This window comes from Photobacterium leiognathi (assembly GCF_030685535.1).
Lineage (GTDB): Bacteria > Pseudomonadota > Gammaproteobacteria > Enterobacterales > Vibrionaceae > Photobacterium > Photobacterium leiognathi.
Genome location: NZ_CP131599.1, coordinates 551,301 through 573,212 on the forward strand (window position 1 = coordinate 551,301; position 21,912 = coordinate 573,212).

The following is a 21,912-nucleotide window of genomic DNA, read 5'->3' on the forward strand; positions in this document are numbered from 1 at the left end:
ATTACTATCTTTGGGTGTAATATGCCACTGGCGAATAAGTAAATAGTGATATTAATTCCCTTTAGTGTGTGTGGTATTCCCAGAAAAGACCATATTTATGATAAAATATACTTATATTCTGGTAATGACATAACGATTTGACTGTTGCGTCAAATTATTGACGAATTTAATTGTAATCAATAAGAAAATCAAGTACCAATTATCATTACACTAAAGAATAAAAAAGGGCGGCCTTGTTCTTTGGGGGAATAGATGAGAATTATCAATATGTTAATTGGACTAAAAGTAGGAAGGTTCTAAAAGTATGAATCAGGTAGAAACAAAAGGTAAAAACGACATTAATCTTTTAGATGGTGAAGGATTTATTCTTGCTCCTGGAAAAGCAGTAATACCTGTCGTTAACGAATTTACTCTTCAACCTGATGAAATTTTGGTTGCTAATGGAGATGCAAGGTTCATTTTTGTAAAAGATGGCATTGAACAAGTGATCAACCAACCATGTCCAACTTGTACCATGGTGACACCTGATGGCATTCAATCTGCTGATTTAAATGAAAAGATCGCATTCAACTATGAAGGTGCTGGCAGTACGTCTTTTGCTTCGAATGATATTGATGCAATTCAATCTGCCATTTTATTGGGGCAAGACCCAACATTATTATTCGAACCAACGGCTGCTGGTAATGAATCAGCGGGTAATGTAGGTGTAAATGGCTCATCTTCAGCTGCGAGTTTTGTATCGATTAATTATGATAATGATTCAATGCTTGCTGAGGCAGGATTTGATACTGCCTACGATCCAAATCAAGCACGTAATGAGCTAGATCCTCTCGTTATTGTCCAACCTGATGGTGGCGAATCTGCATCTTTAGTGGTTACTGAAGGTGATCTTGGCGATAAAACATATCCAGTGAGCTCTTCAACATCTGTTTTAGTTGAAGCGTCCACGTTACCTCTTGACCCTCAATCTTTTGTTTTTGACCCTCTCACCGTCAACACATTATTGACTGAATTAAGCCGTGATATTACTTCTGGTGGTCAAGCTGTTACTTTCATTTATGACACTCAAGCTAATGCCATTATTGGTACGCTTGATGGCAAGCAAGTGATGTCTATTGCACTTGAAGCAACGTCAATCAACGGGCGTGATGTGACAGTTACTGTTACAACAACCATCAATCAGCCTATCGATCATACGGGTAATAATACGGATGGTTATGTAGTACACAACGGCGATCAGATTAATATTGATGTGGCTATTCAAGCGCAAGATAGCAGCGGTAATTCACTAGAAAAACCAGTTAATGTTGATATTGGTGTGATTGATGGCGCTAACCCTGAATTCGGTACAGATAAAGGTACATACATTGATGAAGCCACTGAAACGGGTAAAACCATCAGTGGTGATGTGCCATTAGATCTGGGATCTGATGCTATTGCTTCTATCCGTTTTAATGGTGAGCAAGCTGGACTGTCAAACATCACTAGTGATGGTAAACCTACGAGCTTTTCTATTAATAGCGAAGGCAATGAGCTAACCATTTTAAATAGTGACAATGAACCAGTAATGGTTGTGACTATTGCTAAAGATGGCAGTTACACCGTGACACTAACGGGTGTTATTGATCAAGATATTAATGATCTAACAACCATTAACTTAGATGTGACAGCCACTGATAAAGATGGTGATACAGCAAATGGTCAAGTTAACATCTTTGTAAAAGATGGTGCTGATGCTGCAGGTGGTGAAGTCGTTTCAATGACGTTAACTGAAGGCGATCGTGATGTTGATGGTAGCGGCACAAGCACAGGTGGCGCTGATACGACTTACCCTGTTGTCAAAACTGGTGAGTTAACCCTAGTTGCAGGTGAAGATCGCTTAGATCCGAATACCGTTGCGATTGACGCAAGCCAGCAAGCTGCACTTATTAAAGAGCTAAACACAGAGTTAACCTCTGGCGGTCAAGCATTAACATTTACGATTGATGCTAATGGTAATCTGATCGGCACGATAGCAGGTACAGATACTGTTGCGGTATGTGTTGAATTAACGCCAAAGCAAGACGGCCAAAACGTTAACGTTGAAATCAAAATTATCCAAGAATTACCACTTGATCATAATGCATCTGGTAACAGTGATGGTTTTGTTACCGTTAATGGTAATGACATTTCAATTAAAGTACCAGTGCAAGCGCAAGACGTTGAAGGCGATGCACTAGATAATGCTGCAAATATTGATATTACGATTGTTGACGGTGCGAATCCTGAGTTTGGTACTGACAAAGGCGTACTGATCAATGAAAGCACTGATGCCAACAAAATCATTAATGGTCAGATCCCTTTAGATGTGGGCTCTGATGATATTGCACATATCCACTTTAATGCTGAACAAGCAGGGCTTGCAGATATTACCAGCAATGGTGAGAAAACCACGTTCACTGTGGATGGTAACGTCCTAACTGTACTTGATTCAAACTCAAACCCTGTGATGGTAGTGACTATCGCTAACGACGGCACTTACACGGTAAAAGTGACAGGTCCTGTTGATCAGAAAAGTGAAGATCTTGCCAATATTAAGCTTGACGTAACAGCCACCGATAAAGACGGTGATACGGCGCAAGGCGAGCTAAATATCACGATCAAAGACGGTACTGATGCAGCAGGCGGTGAGAATGTACATATCACTTTAACTGAAGGTGACCGTGACGTAGATGGTAGCGGCACTAGCACGGGTGGTGATGATACGACTTATCCTGTTGTTAAAACTGGTGAGTTAACATTAGTTGCGGGTGAAGATCGTTTAGATCCAACTACCGTGACGATTGACGCAAGTAAGCAAGCAGACCTAATTAAAGAGCTAAACACCGAACTGACTTCTGGCGGCAAAGCGTTGGTCTTTACTGTTGATGCTAATGGTAATTTGATTGGTACTATTGAGGGTACAAATACGGTTGCGGTACGTGTTGAATTAACACCAAAGCAAGACGGTCAAAACGTTAGCGTTGAAATCAAAATCATCCAAGAGTTGCCATTGGATCATAAAGATTCAGGTAATGGCACTTATGTATCAGTTAATGGCGATGATATTTCTATCAAGGTACCAGTTCAGGCGCAAGATACTGATGGAGATCCACTAGAAAATGCTGCAACAGTAGATATTACGATTGTTGACGGTGCTAACCCTGAATTTGGTAAAGACGAAGGCATTACTATTGATGAGTCGAAAGACTTAAACAAGGTAATGAACGGTCAAATCCCACTTGATGTGGGTTCTGATGATATTCAGTCAATTCACTTTAATGCTGAACAAGCAGATCTTGCCAATATCACCAGTAATGGTGAGAAAACCACGTTCACTGTAGAAGGTAACGTACTAACTCTTCTTGATTCACACTCAAACCCTGTGATGGTAGTGACTATCGCTAACGACGGCACTTACACGGTAAAAGTGACAGGTCCTGTCGATCAAAATAGTGAAGATCTTGCCAATATTAAGCTTGATGTAACCGCAACGGATAAAGATGGTGACAAGGCTCAAGGTGAGCTGAACATCAATATTCTTGACGGTAAAGATGCTGCGGGTGGTGAGAATGTACACATCACTCTGACAGAAGGCGATCGTGATGTTGATGGTAGCGGCACGAGTACAGGCGGTGATGACACGACTTATCCTGTTGTTAAAACTGGTGAGTTAACCTTAGTTGCAGGGGAAGATCGCTTAGATCCAAATAGCGTTGCGATTGATGCAAGTAAGCAAGCAGACCTAATTAAAGAGCTAAACACAGAGCTAACTTCTGGCGGCAAAGCGCTGGTCTTTACTGTTGATGCTAATGGTAATTTGATCGGTACCATTGAAGGGACTGATACCGTTGCGGTACGTGTTGAATTAACACCAAAGCAAGACGGTCAAAACGTTAACGTTGAAATCAAAATTATCCAAGAGCTGCCGCTTGATCATAATGCATCTGGTAACAGCGACGGTTTTGTTACGGTTAACGGCAATGACATCTCAATTAAAGTGCCAGTACAGGCGAAAGATACCGATGGTGACCCATTAGATAACGCAGCAACAGTTGATATCACGATTGTAGACGGTGCGAATCCTGAGTTTGGTACTGATAAAGGTGTCGTGATCAATGAAAGCACTGATGCAGATAAAACCATTAATGGTCAAATCCCGCTTGATGTGGGCTCTGATGATATCGCACATATCCACTTTAATGCTGAGCAATCAGACCTTGCTAATATCACCAGTAATGGTGAGAAAACCACATTTACTGTTGATGGTAACGTTCTAACCGTACTTGATTCTCACTCAAATCCAGTGATGGTGGTGACTATCGCGAATGACGGTACTTACACAGTTAAAGTAACGGGCCCTGTTGATCAAAATAGTGCAGATATTGCCAATATTAAGCTTGATGTCACCGCAACCGATAAAGACGGCGATACCGCACAAGGTAAGTTGGACATTACGATTAAAGACGGTACCAATGCAGCTGGCGGTGAGAATGTACACATTACCCTAACTGAAGGTGATCGTGATGTTGATGGTAGCGGCACTAGCACTGGTGGTGATGATACGACTTATCCTGTTGTTAAAACTGGTGAGTTAACCCTAGTTGCAGGTGAAGATCGTTTAGATCCAACTACTGTTACTATTGATGCAAGTAAGCAAGCAGATCTAATTAAAGAGTTAAACGCAGAGTTAACCTCTGGCGGTAAAGCGCTAGTCTTCACTGTTGATGCTAATGGCAATTTGGTTGGTACCATTGAAGGTACGAATACGGTTGCTGTACGTGTTGAATTAACACCAAAGCAAGATGGTCAAAACGTTAACGTTGAAATCAAAATCATCCAAGAGCTACCACTTGATCACAACGGTTCAGTTAATGGCACTTATGTTTCGGTTAATGGCGATGATATTTCTATCAAGGTGCCAGTTCAGGCGCAAGATACTGATGGTGATCCACTAGAAAATGCTTCAACTGTAGATATTACGATTGTTGACGGTGCTAACCCTGAATTTGGTAAAGACGAAGGCATTACCATTGATGAGTCGAAAGACGTAAACAAGGTAATGAATGGTCATATTCCGTTAGATGTGGGTTCTGATGATATTCAGTCAATTCACTTTAATGCTGAGCAAACAGACCTTGCTAATATCACCAGTAACGGTGAAAAAACCACGTTTACTGTAGAAGGTAACGTATTAACTGTACTTGATTCACAATCAAACCCTGTGATGGTAGTGACTATCGCTAACGACGGCACTTACACGGTAAAAGTGACAGGTCCTGTTGATCAAAATAGTGAAGATCTTGCCAATATTAAGCTTGATGTAACCGCAACCGATAAAGATGGTGATACCGCGAAAGGTGTGCTAAATATCACGATTAAAGATGGTAATGACGCTGCTGGTGGTGAGAAGGTAACGATCACTCTAACTGAAGGTGACCGTGATGTTGATGGTAACGGCACAAGTACAGATGGTGCAGATACCACTTATCCAGTAGAAAAAACAGGTGAGTTAACATTAGTTGCTGGTGAAGATCGCCTTGTTGCGAGCTCTGTGGCTATTGATGCAAGTAAGCAAGCAGATTTAATCCAAGAGTTAAATACTGAACTGACATTTGGTGGTCAAGCGCTGACATTCAGTGTCGATACTAATGGCAACTTGATTGGTACGATTGCTGGGACTGATACGGTTGCAGTACGTGTTGAATTAACATCAAAGCAAGACGGTCAAAACGTTAACGTTGAAATCAAAATCATCCAAGAATTACCGCTTGATCATAAAGAATCGGGTAATGGCAAAGGTTTTGTAACGGTTAACGGTAACGACATTTCAATTAATGTACCTGTTCAAGCACAAGATACTGATGGCGACTCATTAAAAAAACCTGCGATTGTTGATATTACCATTGTTGATGGTGCTAACCCTGAGTTTGGTAAAGATCCCGGTACTACGATTACGGAAACTGAAACAGGCGCAACCGCAAGCGGTAAGATCCCATTAGATGTGGGCTCTGATGATATTGCGCATATTGATTTCGCGGATGATCAGCCATCACTTAAAGGTATTATGTCTAATAACCAAGCAACCCGTTATGTGGTTGATGGTAATGAAATTAAAGTTGTTATCGATGGCGGTGCGAATGATGGCGCACCAGTCATGACGATTGAAATTAATATCGATGGTAGTTATACGGTTCATCAATATCTGCCAATAGAGCAAGATAATAGCAAAGGCGATACTGTTGATATTAATCTAGCTGTTACTGCAACCGACAAAGACGGTGATGTGAGTAACACAGGCCAATTAGAAATTCATATTAAAGATGGCTTAAACCCAACTGGTGAAGGTGTTGTCGCAAACATCACCATTACAGAAGGCGATCTTGAAGATCCAAAAGCAGGTAAGGGTTACCCGGTTTCTGCGGATATGCACTTTACTGTTAATGCAACTGATGATGCATTAGTGGCGAACAGTTTGAAGATTGCAGATAGCGCACAAGCTGATTTAGTGAAAGAGCTCAATGGCTTAACGTCAAATGGTGAAGCACTGAACTTCACGGTACATACTGATGCTAATGGTGTGATCACGATTACTGGTGTGACAGCGAGTGGACAGGAAGCGGTGAGCATTACCATGACGCCATCGTCATTGGCGAATGGTGATGTCACGGTTGATTTGGCTATTAAGCAGTCTCTACCACTTGATCACCTTAATGCTGATGGAAAGTACATTGATGTTACAGACGGTAAGATCACGATTAATGTACCTGTTCAAATGCAAGATGCTGATGGTGACTCATTACAGAAACCTGTTGATGTGAATATCACTATCGAAGATGGTCAAAATCCTTCATTCGGGCATGATTCAACAGCGACCGTTGAAGAAGGTGCATCTGGTCATGGCACTGCATCTGGCACTATTGATATTGATACTGGTAGTGACCAAGTTGCGAAAGTGTACTTTACGGATCAGCAATCATCGTTAGACGGTTTAACCAGTAACGGCCATGCGACAACGTATTCATTGAGTCCAGATGGTTCAACTATCACAGTTGTATTAAAAGACAATCCATCTCAAGTTGTCATGGAAATCAAGATTGATGTGAATGGTCATTATGTTGTTGAGCAGCAGCAACCGATTGATCAGGTTGACGATACAGCTAAAGATAATGAAGTTATTAAGCTAGATGTGATTGCTCAAGACTATGACGGTGATAAGAGTAATCCAGGTCAGATCACGATCATTATTCATGATGGTGAGGATGCAAAAGGTGGTGAAACAGGCTCTATCGTTATCACTGAAGGCGACTTACAGCCAACCGCAGGAGAGCAAGGCTATCCAGTTACTGGTGATGTAACCATTGCCGTTAAAGCTGGAGTGGATCGTTTAGATCCAAATACGGTAACGATTGATGATACGCATCTTACTGCGTTAATTAACGAGCTACAGTCAGAGCTCACCGCATCGGGTGCAAAAATTCACTTTGAATATCAAGATGACCAATTAGTTGGTATTTCGGAATATGGTGAAAAAGTACTAACAGTAACCGTTTCTGCTGATCAGGCGGCTAACGGTCATGACGTTGATGTAAAAGTATCTATTACTCAGCATGCACCTTTAGATCATAGTGGTACTAACAACGACGGTTTTGTTTCCGTTAATGGCGACAAGATAGTAATTGATGTGCCAGTACAAGTTAAAGATACCGATGGCGATAATCTTGCTAATGATGTAAATGCGCAAATCACCATTAATGATGGTGCTGCACCTGTCATTATTTCTGCACCAGCACTGAGTGTTGATGAAGATGCATTAGCTGATGGTTCGCATACATCACCAGCTGGTATTACGGCTAATGGTACTATCAATGTCGATCAAGGTAGTGACTATATTGCTGACTTTAAAGTTGACGTTAAAGCTTTCAATGAGCAAAACAGTATCAAATCTGAAGGGCATGATGTTGTTCTAAAAGAGGTTGGTCCTGGCACATACCAAGGTATGGCAAACGGTCAAGTCGTATTTACTTATACCTTACTACCAAATGGTCGTTATATTTTCGATCTGAAAGGAACCATCGATCATCCAACCCAAGGTGAAGATGAGTTTAAGATTGAATTCCCTGTTTACGCCGTTGATAGAGACGGTGATACCAGCGGTACAGTTAATATTGATGTATCAATTAAAGATGATATTCCATCTGTACATGACGTAACGCTAAATACGGTTGAGCACAGCACGACGACACTTGAAAATGTGATTGTGAATACAGGTGCGGATGGTGCACACGTCACAGCATTGATTGTTGATGGGCAACATATTGATCTATCAACATTACCTGAGTCTGGCGGTTATCGTATTTATGAAGTAACAGAGAATGGTCAAAAGTTAGGTGATCTGATGATCAAGCCTAATGGTGAGACTTACTTTGCTGCGAACGATAACTTGGATCATAACCAAGAAGAAATCATTAAGAAGATTGGATTTGAGGTTACTGACGGCGACGGTGATAAGGCACAAGGTACGATCACACTGGAAGTGTCGGATAAAGATGCAACTTTAAGCTTGCAAAATAGCACAGGTCAGGAAGAAGACGGTCGTCACTCTACCGATCCTAACGATAACGTTGATGTAAATCGTGATGGTATTGCCATCAACATGAGTATTAACGTTGGTGATAACGATCGTGGTGAACACATTGGTACTGTAACGATTCATCCACAGGGTGAAGCACACGGTGTCTTTATGTTTAACGGTCAACCTTTAGCTGTAAATAGCGATGGTTCAATTACGATCCCTGCAAGTGCATTTAAAGCAGACGCTAGTGGTGAGAATTATACTCTGCAAGGTATAACCTTTGTTCCTGCAGAAGATTTCTCGACCTCTGCTAACGGCATTAAATTTGATGTTAGCGCACAAGTGAGTACCACTGATGGCGGTAATCACCCTGTAATGAATGGTGAATTCTCGATTAATGTTCAAGGTATTGCTGATACGCCAACATGGAATTCAAGCTCTGTTGATCACTATGTTGTTGACGAAGATGGCTCAAATGTTCAGTTAAGTGTGGTTGCTGATCTGCAAGATACTGACGGCTCAGAAGCACTGTTCTACTACATTACGGTACCAAAAGAGTACCAAGATAAATGTACGCTAGAAATTGACGGTAAAACGTTAGTTGAAACATCACCGGGTTCAGGTATCTACAAGGTAGATGCTGAGCAAATGAAGTCTGTTGAGGTGAATCCGGCAGATAACTTCAGTGGTGATATCAAGCTTTCCATTACCGCTGAAAGTAAAGAGTTGGACAACTTTGTTAATGGTCATCAGACAGCTGAATCAACAGCGAAAGAAATTGTTATCAACGTGAATCCTCAAGCCGATGATGGCACGTTAAAAGTGACACGTGTTGAATCGAAAGAAGATGAGCGTATTGATCTATCTACTCACATTAACTTTGTGTCGTTAGATGATAACACCGATAACTCTGAGCATTTATTCCTACAAATCTCTGCACTTCCTGAAGGTGCAGTATTGTACTTAAATAATCACATCCTGACGCCAAATGCCGATGGTATGTATGAAATTAAATATGAAGATCTAAACGGTTTATCACTTCAGCCGCCATTAGATAGCAACGTTGATTTTAGTATCTCAGTGAAAGGCGTGATCCGAGATGTCGCAACCATTACTGATGCTAATGGTAATGTGACAACGGAAACTAGCGAGAAAGTGGTTGGCCCACAATCTATTGATATTGCACTAACAGGTGTGGTTGATGCGCCAGTGATTGAATCTGATAGTGCAGATTGGAAACCATTAGAAGATGGCAAGATCGGACTTGAAACAACCATCAAAGAAGACGGTAGCGCGAAGTTTGATTTTAAAGTGGTATCAGGTGAGCACACGGTTGATGGTAAAACTGATGGTTCTGAAACCTTAAGTATTGTGGTCTCTGGTATTCCAGAAGGAGCAAAACTGTACGATCAGAACGGTAATCTTCAAACCTTGGTTTACGCTGGTGAAGATGAACATGGTCAACCTATTTATCAGGTAAACCTAACAACGTTAAACGATGTAAAAATCGTGCCGCCAGAAAATAGCTTAGAAGATATCACGCTTGATCTTCGTGTCGTAGTGACTGAAAACGACGGTGCGAGTAAGGCGTTTGATGGCGAATTGGTTATTCATGTTACGCCTGTAATTGATGCGACTGACTACGATACGGTTTCTAAAGGTTTTGAAGATCAACCGATTCAAATTGATTGGTTACCACCTGAGTTTACTGATCCGAAAGAACACATTACCGCAGTAGCGCTAAATGGTTTACCGCAAGGTTACCAGTTGTTCTTAGGTGATACGTTATTAGTTGCCGATGCATCAGGAAAAATCAGCTTTACGGATAGCCAATTACAACAGTTATTGAATGGCACTAAGTTAACCCTGCATGCGCCAGAAGATTCAGATAAAGATATTACCTTAACTTCAACAGTAACGGTATCTGAAACGGATGTTGATGGTGATAAAGAGACGGTAACGAAAGATATTACAGGTACTTTAACTGTTGATATTGAAGCTGTTGTGGAAAGCGATGGTCAGTTAGTTGTAAGTGATGACGGCAAAACTGTTACCAATATTAGTTGTGACAGTGATGGCGTTATTGATCTCTCTAATAGTGCTGACTCAGATGGCAAAATCACCTGGGTTAATGACGATAAATCCAGCTCTGAAGTTATTCAGCAAGTCGTACTAGAACCAATTCCGGAAGGTTTTGTGATTGTTGGCGGTATTAACAATGGTGATGGTAGTTGGACGATTCCTCAGTCGCAATTAGGCAACTTGCAGATCAAAGCTCCAGAAGGCTTTAAAGAGACTCTAGTGCTACAAATTAGCGCTATGGTTCAAGATTTAAGTGACGATGGTGATCCAAGTGCATTAGTGGTTAAAAAAGACACTATTACGCTTGATTTTAGTAAGAATACTGAAAGTCACGATGAAAAAGCGGCAGACATCATCATTGAAGATCACGTTGTAACGGGTACAGAAGATCACACGGTAGATTTAGGTAAACAAATTACTGATCACATCCTAAAAGTGAGTACTGTTGACGGTCATCAATTGAATGATGAGTTAACCATTGTTATTGATGCTAAAAATCTACCAGATGGGGCTTCGATTTCTGGAGCTGATTATAATCACGTAACAGGTGAGTATGTACTGAAAGTACCGGTATCTGAAAATGGTGAAGTGGACTTATCTAGCATTCACATTAACTTGCCGAAAGATTTTGCTGGTGACTTTAAGCTAGATGTGAAGTTTGTAACTACCGATACCGAAAGTGGTGATTACAAAACACAAACTAACACGATTTCAGTTCAAATCGCCCCTGAAGTGGATGGACCTAAATCGGTTGAAATCAACGTGGTTGAAACTGAAGGCTTAAACGGTGATAAGCAGCCGATCTCGTCTTCTGATGATAAAACAGAGCAAGTTTACAAAGATGTTGCTTATGAAGATGGTGATATCAAGCTCGATCTATCTGTTGCACTAAAAGATGTCAGCACTGAGCTAACTGACGGTAAAGAGAGCGTTGAGTCTGTGACATTAACGCTTAAAGACAGTGCCGATGGTGTGTTTATTGATGCAAATGGTAATGTACTAGGTTCATCTATCACCATTGATGCTAGCCAGATGGGGAATATTCATTTCCGTCCAGCCCCTGATTTTAGTGGCAAGGTTGATATTGATGTTAAAACTACTGTTGTCGATACCACTGTTTATGATGAAACGGCTGGTGGCAAAGAAGTATCAGCATCAAAGACATTTGATAACACAGTGAGCTTTGAGGTTGTTGCGGTTAATGACGATATCAAATGGCATGGCATTGATAAGCCTATTACTGGTAATGAAGACACGGCTATTTCATTGAGTGGTGTTGGTGGCTCATTACAAGACAGTGATGGTTCAGAGCACATTGTTTCAATCAAATTGGAAAACGTGCCTGATGGCTTTATCGTTCAAGGTGCGGTGAACAATGGCAATGGTGTATGGACGATTACAGCATCTGGTGAAACGTTCGATTTAAGTAACGTGAAGGTTGAACCACCAAAAGATTTCAGCGGTAAAGTTGATATCGATATTGTGGTGTATTCAAAAGAAGAAACCTTAGATAAGCCAGCTGAAAACCGTGAAACCATTACTATTGTTGTTCAGCCTGTTGCTGACAAAGTCGATACTGATGTTAATCCGAATGCATCGGGTGATGAAAATGGTTCAATCACATTAGATCTAGGTATTAAAGCTTACGATGATGAAAACACTGTTAAGCATCCTGGCTCAAATGTTCATGAAAATGGTGCTGAATCGCTACAAATCACCATTACTAATGTGCCTGATTCAAGCTCATTTACCTTACCGGATGGCGTAAAAGGTAGCTGTGAAAAACAAGCAGATGGTTCATGGATCATTAAAGTTGATGGTTCTGAGCTTGATAAATTGATCTTCCATCCAGGTGATGCGAACAATCAAACTGTGATTGACGGTAAGGTTTGGACGGGTGATTTAGACTTTGATATTCGTGCGGTGGATAACGGTGTTGTTGGTACAGATAGCGTCGCAATGGATAAAACAATCCACGTGGATGTGACACCGGATAACGATGCACCAGTAAACCATATGCCAACGGATCCGTTAACGGTTGAAGAAGACACAACATTAGTGATTAAGAATCTGCAAGTGACTGATGTAGATAGTAATGATCATAATGCTGTGATGAACATGACGGTGACGTTAAGTGTACAACATGGTCAATTAAGCATTGCTGATGGTGTCGATACAACAGGTTTGGTGATCAAAGGTAATGGTGATGGCACATTAACCATTGAAGGTGATATCACTAAGATCAATCAGCTACTAGATAAAGGCATCAATTATGTTGGTGATAAAGACTTTAACGGTACTGATAGCTTAACCATGACAACCAACGATAACGGTAATTCTGGTGCAGGTGGTGCATTAACAGATACCGATAGCGTTGATATTACAGTTACACCTGTTAACGATGCTCCAGTGAACACAGTACCTGATGCATTTACTGTTGATGAAGACAGTAGCCATGTGATCAGTGGTCTTAAGATCAGTGATGTAGATGCGAAAGAAAATGGCGCATCTGGTGACATGACGGTGACCTTAGCTGTTGGACACGGTCAATTAGCGATCATTGCAACTGATACGCAAGGTTTGAATATTACTGATAACGGTGACGGCAAGTTAGTTATCAGCGGTGATATTAATAAGATCAATGCATTGCTAGCTGACGGTATCAAATACACGGGTGATGAGAATTACGCAGGTAAAGATCAGTTAACCATGACTACTAGCGATAACGGTAACGCTGGGGCTGGTGGCGTGCTAACAGATACTGATACGGTTGATATTACGGTGACCCAGGTTAACGATGCGCCTGTTAACCATGTACCAACCAGCATTACAGCGGATGAAGACGTTGCTACTGTGATCACTGGATTACAAGTATCAGACGTCGACTTTAATGAACTACCAAATAACACCGGTATGTCGGTGCAGTTAAGTGTGGCTCATGGTTCATTAACGATCACATTGCCAGAAAACAGCCCAGTGAAAGTGGTTCAAAATGGTGCAGGTAATGTCACCCTTGAAGGTTCAATGGATGATATTAATGCCGTACTTAATAGCGGGGTAAGTTATACCGGTGATGAAAATTACAGTGGTAAAGATGAGTTAACCATTACCACTAACGATGGTGGTAATACAGGGTCTGGCGGTAACCAAGCTGCAACTAGTAAAGTTGAAATTAATGTGGCTCCTAAAGCGGATGCGCCATCATTAAGTATCAGCCCGGAACATTTACAAACAGCAGCGATCAGAAGCTCTGTTGGTACCATGTTGCCACTGATTGGCTTAATTGCTGCAGCATCAGCGGATGCATCTGAAACCTTAACCGTTAAGTTAACGAATTTAGGTTCAGGTCAGGTTGTTGATAAAGACGGTAATGTTATTGGTAAAGATCTTGGCAATGGTAATTGGGAAGTGCAGGCAGAGAAGGTTGATGGCTTGTACATCAAAGATCTTGACCAAGGTACGCACTCGATTAATGTTGTTGCGGTTTCGACTGAATCTGATGGCTCTTATGCAGAATCAGCTCCTGTAAATATCAATGTTGTAGTTGATGACTTATCACAAACAAATAATGTGATAGGCAATAACTCAAATGTTGATGGGGATAATCTGATCATCGACAGTACAGCAGCAGCAACGCTGTATGGTGGTGATGGTGATGATGTATTAGTGGGTGGCTTAGGTTCAGATATTCTTGTGGGTGGTGCTGGTGACGATATCCTATGGGGTGGTGAGCTAGGCGGTCATGGTGACGGGGTGAAAGATACCTTCCTATGGACAGCGAGCGACTTTGGCACTGCTGATGCACCAGCAACTGATAAGATCATGGACTTTGAAGTTGGTATCGATACTATCAGCCTAGGTGATGCATTAGACACGAAAGATATTCACTCATTAGCGGATTTGAATAATCGTCTAAATATCACAGAGCAAGATGGTAGCACCTTAATTCAGATCTTTAACGATCAAGACAAGGTGGTGCAGAATATCATTCTAGATGGTGTGACTAACCATGATTTATTTGGTAGTACGTCTAGTGAGATGACGGCAACGGATAAAGTGACGACGTTATTGAATAACGGCAGCCTTGAGCTTAGTAAGAACTTTGGTAATGAAGAGAGCAATGACTTAATTGCAGATAACCAAGGTGAATCACTGTTTGGCTTTGATGGTGACGATACTTTAGTTGCTGGACAAGGTAGCGATATCCTAACCGGTGGTGCTGGTGATGACCTGTTTACATGGCATGAAACATCATTGTCATCAGACAAGCCAAATGCCGATACCATTGCTGACTTTGAGCTAGGTAAAGACAAGATCGACATCCGTGAGTTGCTATCAAATGAAGGTGATGGCAGCCAATCTGATATGGATAACTTACTGAAGCATGTTAGCGCAGGTGTTGATGACAAAGGTAATGTTGAACTGGATATCACAACTGATGATGGTAAGCAGCAACATATTGTTTTAGATAACATTAACCCTGTTCATGATCTTGGTTTAATGGATGGTGCATCGTCTGCTGATATTGTGAATTCACTGTTCGATCACAATGCATTTAAGCTAGATAATACGCACTAGTTAGCAAAATATAGGAAAAAGCAGCCGAATCTGGCTGCTTTTTTTTGCCTTAAATTGCGTAGTTATTCACTTGTATACCTCAAAAATACGGCAAGATAGCGAAATCGCAAAGATCTCAAATTTCAATGAAATAATAATCTACAAATGATGACTAAATAACCACAAATAGGTTTAGTTGCTGTAAATGTAAAAACTTTGTTATTTTAATTGTTACGTGATTAGCAGATAACATGGATGAGAAATGAAAGCAGTAGAAGCAAACTTTGATGGATTAGTTGGTCCTACGCATAATTACAGCGGGCTTTCTTACGGTAATATTGCGTCTGCTAAAAACAGCGCAAAAGCCTCTAACCCGAAGCAAGCTGCCAAGCAGGGGCTGGCGAAAATGAAGACCCTTGCTGATCTTGGTTTAGTGCAGGGGATCATAGCTCCACAAGAAAGACCTGATCTTATCACATTACGTCGTTTGGGATTCTCTGGTTCTGAGCAACATATCATTCAACAGGCAGCAAAACACAGTCCGAAACTGTTGTCTTCTTGCTATTCTGCGTCGAGTATGTGGACAGCTAATGCGGCGACGGTTTCTCCCTCCGCTGATACATCAGATAAGCGGGTTCATTTTACACCTGCAAATTTGGTTAACCAGTTCCATCGCTCGATTGAGCATGTGACGACAGGAAAGCTCCTAAAAGCAATGTTTCCAAATGAGCAGCATTTTCATCATCATGATGCTTTACCAACAGTAAATCATTTTGGCGATGAAGGGGCAGCAAACCATACCCGTTTTTGTCGTGAATACGGTGATACAGGTGTTGAGTTCTTTGTTCATGGCCGCCATGCGTTTGATAATCGTTTTACTCAGCCTCAGAAATACCCAGCAAGACAAACATTTGAAGCCTGTGAAGCCATAGCACGTTTACACCAGTTAGATGAAGCTAATCTTGTTATCGCTCAGCAAAACCCTGCTGTGATTGATCAGGGTGTGTTTCATAACGATGTGATAGCTGTAGGTAATAGAAATACCTTGTTTTGCCACGAGCAAGCCTATGTTGATCAAGCTAATGTGTATGCGCAGTTAAAGCAAAAAATGGGAGATGACTTTAGGATCATCGAAGTACCAACATCAAGTGTGTCAATTGACAGTGCAATCTCCAGCTATTTATTTAATTCGCAATTATTGTCATTACCCAATGGGGAGACTGTGCTGGTTTTACCGCAAGAGTGTGAAGAAAATAGCCAAGTTAAACGCTATGTTGAGCAGTTAGTCAGTAGTCAGCAGGGTATTGATAAAGTCATGATCTTTGATTTAAAGCAGAGCATGGCAAATGGTGGGGGACCTGCATGTTTACGCTTGCGTGTAGTGCTTAATGAACAAGAACTGCAGGCTGTAAATCCTGATGTGTTAATGACAGATCATAAGTTCACTATCTTGAATCAGTGGGTAGATAAACACTATCGTGATCGTTTGGTAGAAGCGGATCTAGCGGATCCTCATTTATTGGTGGAATCACGCACAGCACTAGATGAGCTAACGCAAATACTAAACCTTGGCTCGATTTATAACTTCCAACAATGATCTTTTAAATAAACAAAAGGCGATAAGTAGAATGTCTACTTATCGCCTTTAATCATACTTCAATTAGCTGATGGTTATTTTTTACCAAACAAGCTTGAAGCTAGATTCATGATACCGTCCATGCCACCAACAGCTTGGAACAACTCAGAAGCGATATCACCGTTTGGACTTGCTTTATCAATCATGCCTGGCAAGGTTTCCTGTAAACCTGTTACAGCTTCATCTTTTGGCATTTGTAGATCGTTAGCAAAGCTTGATAACTGATCTGGATTGAAAATCTTAGCAATATCATCAGCAGAGATAGGTGAGTTCTCACCATTGCCCAACCATGATGCAACGATATTGGCTAAACCAGCACCGTTTAGTGATTGAAGGATGCTATTGAAATCAATACCTTCACCATTGCTGTTACCACCAAGTAGGCGAGCAAGTGCTGACATAATGTTGTTTTCGTTTAGGCCATCAGTATTTGCACTTGATTGAGCAAATAGTTGAGCACCAATACGTAGAATTTGTGCGATATCCATAGTTAAACCTTATTTATTTAACTTAAGCAGCTGCTGGGATACGAAGCTTTTGACCTGGGAAGATTTTATCTGGGTCAATGATAACTTCACGGTTAGCTTCAAAGATTTTCTCGTAATCAGCACCGTTACCTAGTGTTTTTTCAGCAATTTTCCATAGGCTGTCACCAGATTGAACTTCGTAGTAAGACACTTCTTCTGTTGATTCAGGTGCAGAGATGTTATCTACAACTGATTCAATACCTTCAGTATTACCTGTCATTAGGATCGCTTTTTCACGCGCTTCTGCACTATCAGCTTGGTAAGATAGTGTTGCTACACCGTCTTTTACTTCAACTTTAAGATCAGAAACACCAGGGTTATTGTCTTCAATATGCTGTGTGATTTTCTCTGGTGCTTCTTCTTCGTTACCGAATAATTTTGTGCCGATATTACGTGCGAAATCTAATAAACCCATTGTTTACATTCCCTAAATGAAGAAATAGTCATTAAAAAGACTAGATGAAAAAATAAGAAGAACTCATTTTTATTAAATTCAGTCTTATGAAAGTGTGCTCAATATCAACTCACTGTTGTATTTAGATATTGTTGTAATTTTTTATTGAGATGCGACTTAATTTCGATACTAGGTCATCGCTTATCGATAAGCTATATCCTTATAAGAAAGCATATTTTTTAAAAATGAAGAATGACAACAGTGTTTTATTACAGTATATGAAATGGTGTTCTGTTAAATTTTGAACATTGATTTATTACCTGAATAGATACCAAATATAAACCTGTTATCTGTTATATAAAAGCGGTAGGGTAATTTTTATGTTTAGGCTTGACCTGTTTTAGCGCTAAAAGTGATAATAAGCCTATAAATCAGTGGGTCTACACTGGTAATGCATGAATAAATTTATGGAGTTTCAATGGCAAAGCTAAGTCTACAAGAGCAGATGCTACAAGCAGGGCTTATTGATAAGAAGAAGCTTAAAAAGGCGGGTAAATCGTCTAAAAAATCGCGCACTCAAGCGAAAGAAGCAAAAGCTGCTGTTGAAGCAAATCGTCAGGCGCAGTTAGAAAAAGATAAAGAGCTTAACCGTGCTCGTGACGAAGAAGCGAAAGCAAAAGAGTTAGCCTCTCAGATTAAACAACTTATTGAAATGAATCGCCTTGATCGTAAAGAGGGTGATATCGGCTATAACTTTACTGATGGCTCAACAGTTAAGAAGATTTATGTTGATAAAACGATGCAAGATCAGTTGGTAAACGGTCGTTTAGCGATTGCTCGTTACCAAGATGGTTACGAGGTTATTCCTGCAGGTGTTGCAGATAAGATTGCACTTCGTGATGAGCAAAGCATCGTTGTTAATAACACTGTAGATGAAAGCATTGTTGATGAAGACGACCCATACGCAGATTTCGTTATTCCTGACGATCTAATGTGGTAAGCCGTTGCTGCTATTATTAGCAAATGCATTAAAAAGCCGATGTTAGTTATAACATCGGCTTTTTTGTTACCTTTATTTGAGCTGAAATATGGGTTATTTTTGTGCCATGGTTTCATAATGAACATCACTCATATCAACCGTGATGGTTTCCAACGCTTTCTTTCCGTTCTCACTATAACTGACCACAAACGACACAGATGGACGCTTTTCTGAATACTTGGTGGTTTTCATCCAATCCCAATGTTCAAAGGTAAAGTTAGGCTGCTTTTCTGTTACGTAATAGGTTTGCTGCGGTATCTCACCATATTGCGACACAGCAATATATAACTGCGTCTGCGGGCATTTACCATTATCACATTCGCCATTCTCGGTTAACGAATATACCTTTACCGCTAAAGGTGGAACGATCTCTTTCGGTGTTGTTGCTACTAAACGTTGGTTATTCAGTAAAAAAGCTAAATCAACATTAGTATTTTCTGTAGAGCTTTCAGCAGGAGAACAAGCGGTAAGCAGTAAGGCAAGTGAGATGAGCATCGCACGCATAACAATATCCTTATATTTAGTTAACGATAGCAGAATGAAGTATTTAATAAATATGGGGTTAGGTTACTGGGCTTTTGTCAGTGTTTAATCATCGTTATGTATGAATAACCCCATGATTTTACGTTATTACGGCAAATTCTATCGCTGCACTATTTATTGTTTGGATACTGAATTTTTTAATAGATCATTAGTGGTAGGCTAGCAATTAGTCTCACAGAGATATAACAAGGTAACGGCATTCATCGCAGTAATAACATTGTATAACGGGATAGTTACGCTATCGTTTGCGTGTGTAATAATTAAACAGATGGATGCGAACATGATAAAAATATCACTATATCTAATGCGAATGTTTATCATTTATGGTTAAGTGGTGATATTAAATATCATATAGCTATTATATGAATCAGACATTCGATAGTGATTAAGATAATCATCAACATAGCAGGACAATAATAATGAATAGTGATATCGCTCGTTGGTTGAAACGCGACCCTGATCTGAAAACACGCAATGAACTAGAACAGTTAATTGAAGACAATAACCAAGCTGAGTTAGCCGATCGTTTTAATGGTCGTCTAGAGTTTGGTACAGCGGGTTTGCGAGGTGTAGTTGGTGCTGGTCCTAATCGAATGAATAGGCTAGTTATCCAAGAAACCGCAACAGGCTTAGGTCAATATTTATTACGAACAGTTCCTGATGCTGCAAGCAAAGGCGTGGTGATTGGTTATGATGGTCGACCTGATTCACAGCAATTTGCCCACGACACCGCCTCCGTTTTAACTGCACAAGGCATTAAAGTGTATTTAACAGTAAAAGTTGCACCAACACCAGTTGTTGCTTTTGGTGTTAAACATCTTAATACCGCAGCCGCTGTTGTTGTTACAGCAAGCCATAACCCACCTGAATATAATGGTTTTAAAGTGTATTGGGGCAATGGCGCACAGATCATTCCGCCACAAGATGCAGGTATTGCAGAAGAAATTGATAAAGCCACAACACATGAATTACCACAATTATCATTAGAAGCCTCAGCAGAAAAAGGGCTTCTTGTATGGTTAGATGATGACTATTACCAAGCTTATCGTCAAACCATGAACAGTAATCCATTGTTGACTAACCATACTGAGCCTCAAGCGATTAAAGTCGCTTACACTGCAATGCATGGTGTAGGTGCTGAAATGGCAGAAACATTATTGGCTGATGCTGGCTTTACCCATATTCATAGTGTTGCTGCACAAAGAGAGCCTGACGGTGCTTTCCCAACGGTTAAATTTCCGAACCCTGAAGAAGCAGGAGCGATGGATCTCGTTATTGCAGAAGCGAAAAAACATGATGCCGTTTTAGCTTGTGCTAATGATCCTGATGCCGATCGTTTTGCTGTCGCTGTTCGCCGTGAAGATGGTGAATACCAAATGCTAACAGGGGATCAAGTGGGAACATTGTTTGGCTACTATTTATTAAGTCATGCGCCAGCAAACCAAAACCTTGTCGGTAATACCATTGTTTCATCAAGCCTATTAGGAAAAATTGCAGCTACATTAGGAGCTCGTTATTACCAAACCTTGACAGGTTTCAAATGGTTGACGAATGTTGCCATGGCACAGCAAACAGAATCCCATCAATTCCTATTCGCCTATGAAGAAGCGTTAGGTTACACCGTTGGCAGCAAAGTATGGGATAAAGATGGTTTATCAGCATTGGTTGCTTTTGCTCAACTAACGGCGGAATTACATGCCAAAGGACAAACCATTTGGGATCAACTTGAATCGATTTACCGTGAACACGGTTTATATGTCAATGCGCAACGAAGCATTGCGTTAGATCCTACAGCTGCGCCTATTGGTGACACATTGCGTGCAACACCACAGACAGAAATTGCAGGTTTGCCTATTGTTTGCACAGAAGATTATAAACAATCGTTACGTATGTTTAGTGATGGCACAGTAGAAGCGATTGAATTACCTGTCAGTGATGTTCTTATCTATCACTTACAAGGTGGAGCCCGTGTGATTGTTAGACCATCAGGCACTGAGCCTAAATTAAAATGCTACTACGAGGTAGTGGAGCCAATGTTACATGAAGACACCATGGTACATGCTCAGCAACGTGCTCAAGAGGCAATGGAGCAGTTAATTGACAAGCATCAGCAATCTATTAAGTAATTAATCACACGATTCTTTAGCTTGCTATACGGCAGTGATATGACTGGTATCACTGCCGTTTTTTATAACTGTTATCTGCTGTTTTAAATTGTGTTTCATCAAAGACTTCCCCACAGAGCCTCGTCTAATCCAGGTGCGCTCAATAGCCGTTTACGTGTATAATCAAGCCAACATTAATTATTTAAAAAGTTAGGGTTTTCCGATGCATGATTTAAATCTATCTATTCCTGATGATTTCGAAAAAGAGCCAGAGTTACCAATCCCTGAGATTGATGAGCAAAAGAAAATTGTTGCTGAATTAAAGCGTTTAGAAGAAGCAGGTGAGTTAACACCAGAAATTCTTCATGCATTTATGACTGGCGAACGTAAGCCTGAATAAGCATTAAAAAAGCCTCTGCACTGACAACAGTACAGA

At 40.7% G+C, this 21,912-nt stretch carries 8 protein-coding genes; 5 read left to right on the forward strand and 3 right to left on the reverse strand.

What is annotated here, in order from left to right; all coding sequences use genetic code 11:
- Window positions 1-304 precede the first annotated feature (304 nt).
- Together Q7674_RS02620 and astB are read left to right on the forward strand one after the other, a co-directional pair.
- A complete protein-coding gene (locus Q7674_RS02620) occupies window positions 305-15,253 on the forward strand; it encodes a retention module-containing protein (RefSeq protein ID WP_305422484.1) in 14,949 nt (4,982 codons plus the stop codon).
- 241 nt (window positions 15,254-15,494) lie between these two features.
- Window positions 15,495-16,829, forward strand: a complete 1,335-nt coding sequence (gene astB, locus Q7674_RS02625; RefSeq protein WP_045063769.1) for an N-succinylarginine dihydrolase — start codon at window positions 15,495-15,497, stop codon at window positions 16,827-16,829.
- Window positions 16,830-16,903: 74 nt separating this feature from the next.
- Here astB and Q7674_RS02630 read toward each other — a convergent pair whose 3' ends face one another.
- Together Q7674_RS02630 and lysM are read right to left on the reverse strand one after the other, a co-directional pair.
- Complete coding sequence (locus tag Q7674_RS02630) at window positions 16,904-17,356, reverse strand: YidB family protein (RefSeq protein WP_008989028.1); 453 nt, start codon at window positions 17,354-17,356, stop codon at window positions 16,904-16,906.
- 22 nt (window positions 17,357-17,378) lie between these two features.
- Window positions 17,379-17,810 (reverse strand): peptidoglycan-binding protein LysM, encoded by a 432-nt coding sequence (gene lysM, locus Q7674_RS02635; protein ID WP_305422486.1) that lies wholly within the window; start codon window positions 17,808-17,810, stop codon window positions 17,379-17,381.
- A 457-nt stretch (window positions 17,811-18,267) separates the two neighbouring features.
- Here lysM and Q7674_RS02640 point away from each other — a divergent pair, with 457 nt between their 5' ends.
- Window positions 18,268-18,789, forward strand: a complete 522-nt coding sequence (locus tag Q7674_RS02640) for a DUF2058 domain-containing protein (protein WP_008989030.1) — start codon at window positions 18,268-18,270, stop codon at window positions 18,787-18,789.
- 93 nt (window positions 18,790-18,882) lie between these two features.
- Here the strand turns inward: Q7674_RS02640 and Q7674_RS02645 are convergent, their stop codons facing one another.
- Window positions 18,883-19,332, reverse strand: coding sequence for a hypothetical protein (locus Q7674_RS02645; RefSeq protein WP_045063772.1), 450 nt, complete (start codon window positions 19,330-19,332; stop codon window positions 18,883-18,885).
- 458 nt (window positions 19,333-19,790) lie between these two features.
- Here Q7674_RS02645 and Q7674_RS02650 point away from each other — a divergent pair, with 458 nt between their 5' ends.
- A complete protein-coding gene (locus Q7674_RS02650) occupies window positions 19,791-21,497 on the forward strand; it encodes a phospho-sugar mutase (RefSeq protein ID WP_045063773.1) in 1,707 nt (568 codons plus the stop codon).
- 202 nt (window positions 21,498-21,699) lie between these two features.
- On the forward strand, window positions 21,700-21,876 hold the full coding sequence (locus tag Q7674_RS02655; RefSeq protein WP_008989033.1) for an ATPase: 177 nt from the start codon (window positions 21,700-21,702) through the stop codon (window positions 21,874-21,876).
- Window positions 21,877-21,912: the final 36 nt, after the last annotated feature.

Bases quoted from the DNA above. Each gene is read 5' to 3' on its own strand.
- Q7674_RS02620 (WP_305422484.1), top strand. From the start codon at position 305: ATGAATCAGGTAGAAACAAAAGGTAAAAACGACATTAATCTTTTAGAT.
- astB (WP_045063769.1), top strand. From the start codon at position 15,495: ATGAAAGCAGTAGAAGCAAACTTTGATGGATTAGTTGGTCCTACGCAT.
- Q7674_RS02630 (WP_008989028.1), bottom strand. From the start codon at position 17,356: ATGGATATCGCACAAATTCTACGTATTGGTGCTCAACTATTTGCTCAA.
- lysM (WP_305422486.1), bottom strand. From the start codon at position 17,810: ATGGGTTTATTAGATTTCGCACGTAATATCGGCACAAAATTATTCGGT.
- Q7674_RS02640 (WP_008989030.1), top strand. From the start codon at position 18,268: ATGGCAAAGCTAAGTCTACAAGAGCAGATGCTACAAGCAGGGCTTATT.
- Q7674_RS02645 (WP_045063772.1), bottom strand. From the start codon at position 19,332: ATGCGTGCGATGCTCATCTCACTTGCCTTACTGCTTACCGCTTGTTCT.
- Q7674_RS02650 (WP_045063773.1), top strand. From the start codon at position 19,791: ATGAATAGTGATATCGCTCGTTGGTTGAAACGCGACCCTGATCTGAAA.
- Q7674_RS02655 (WP_008989033.1), top strand. From the start codon at position 21,700: ATGCATGATTTAAATCTATCTATTCCTGATGATTTCGAAAAAGAGCCA.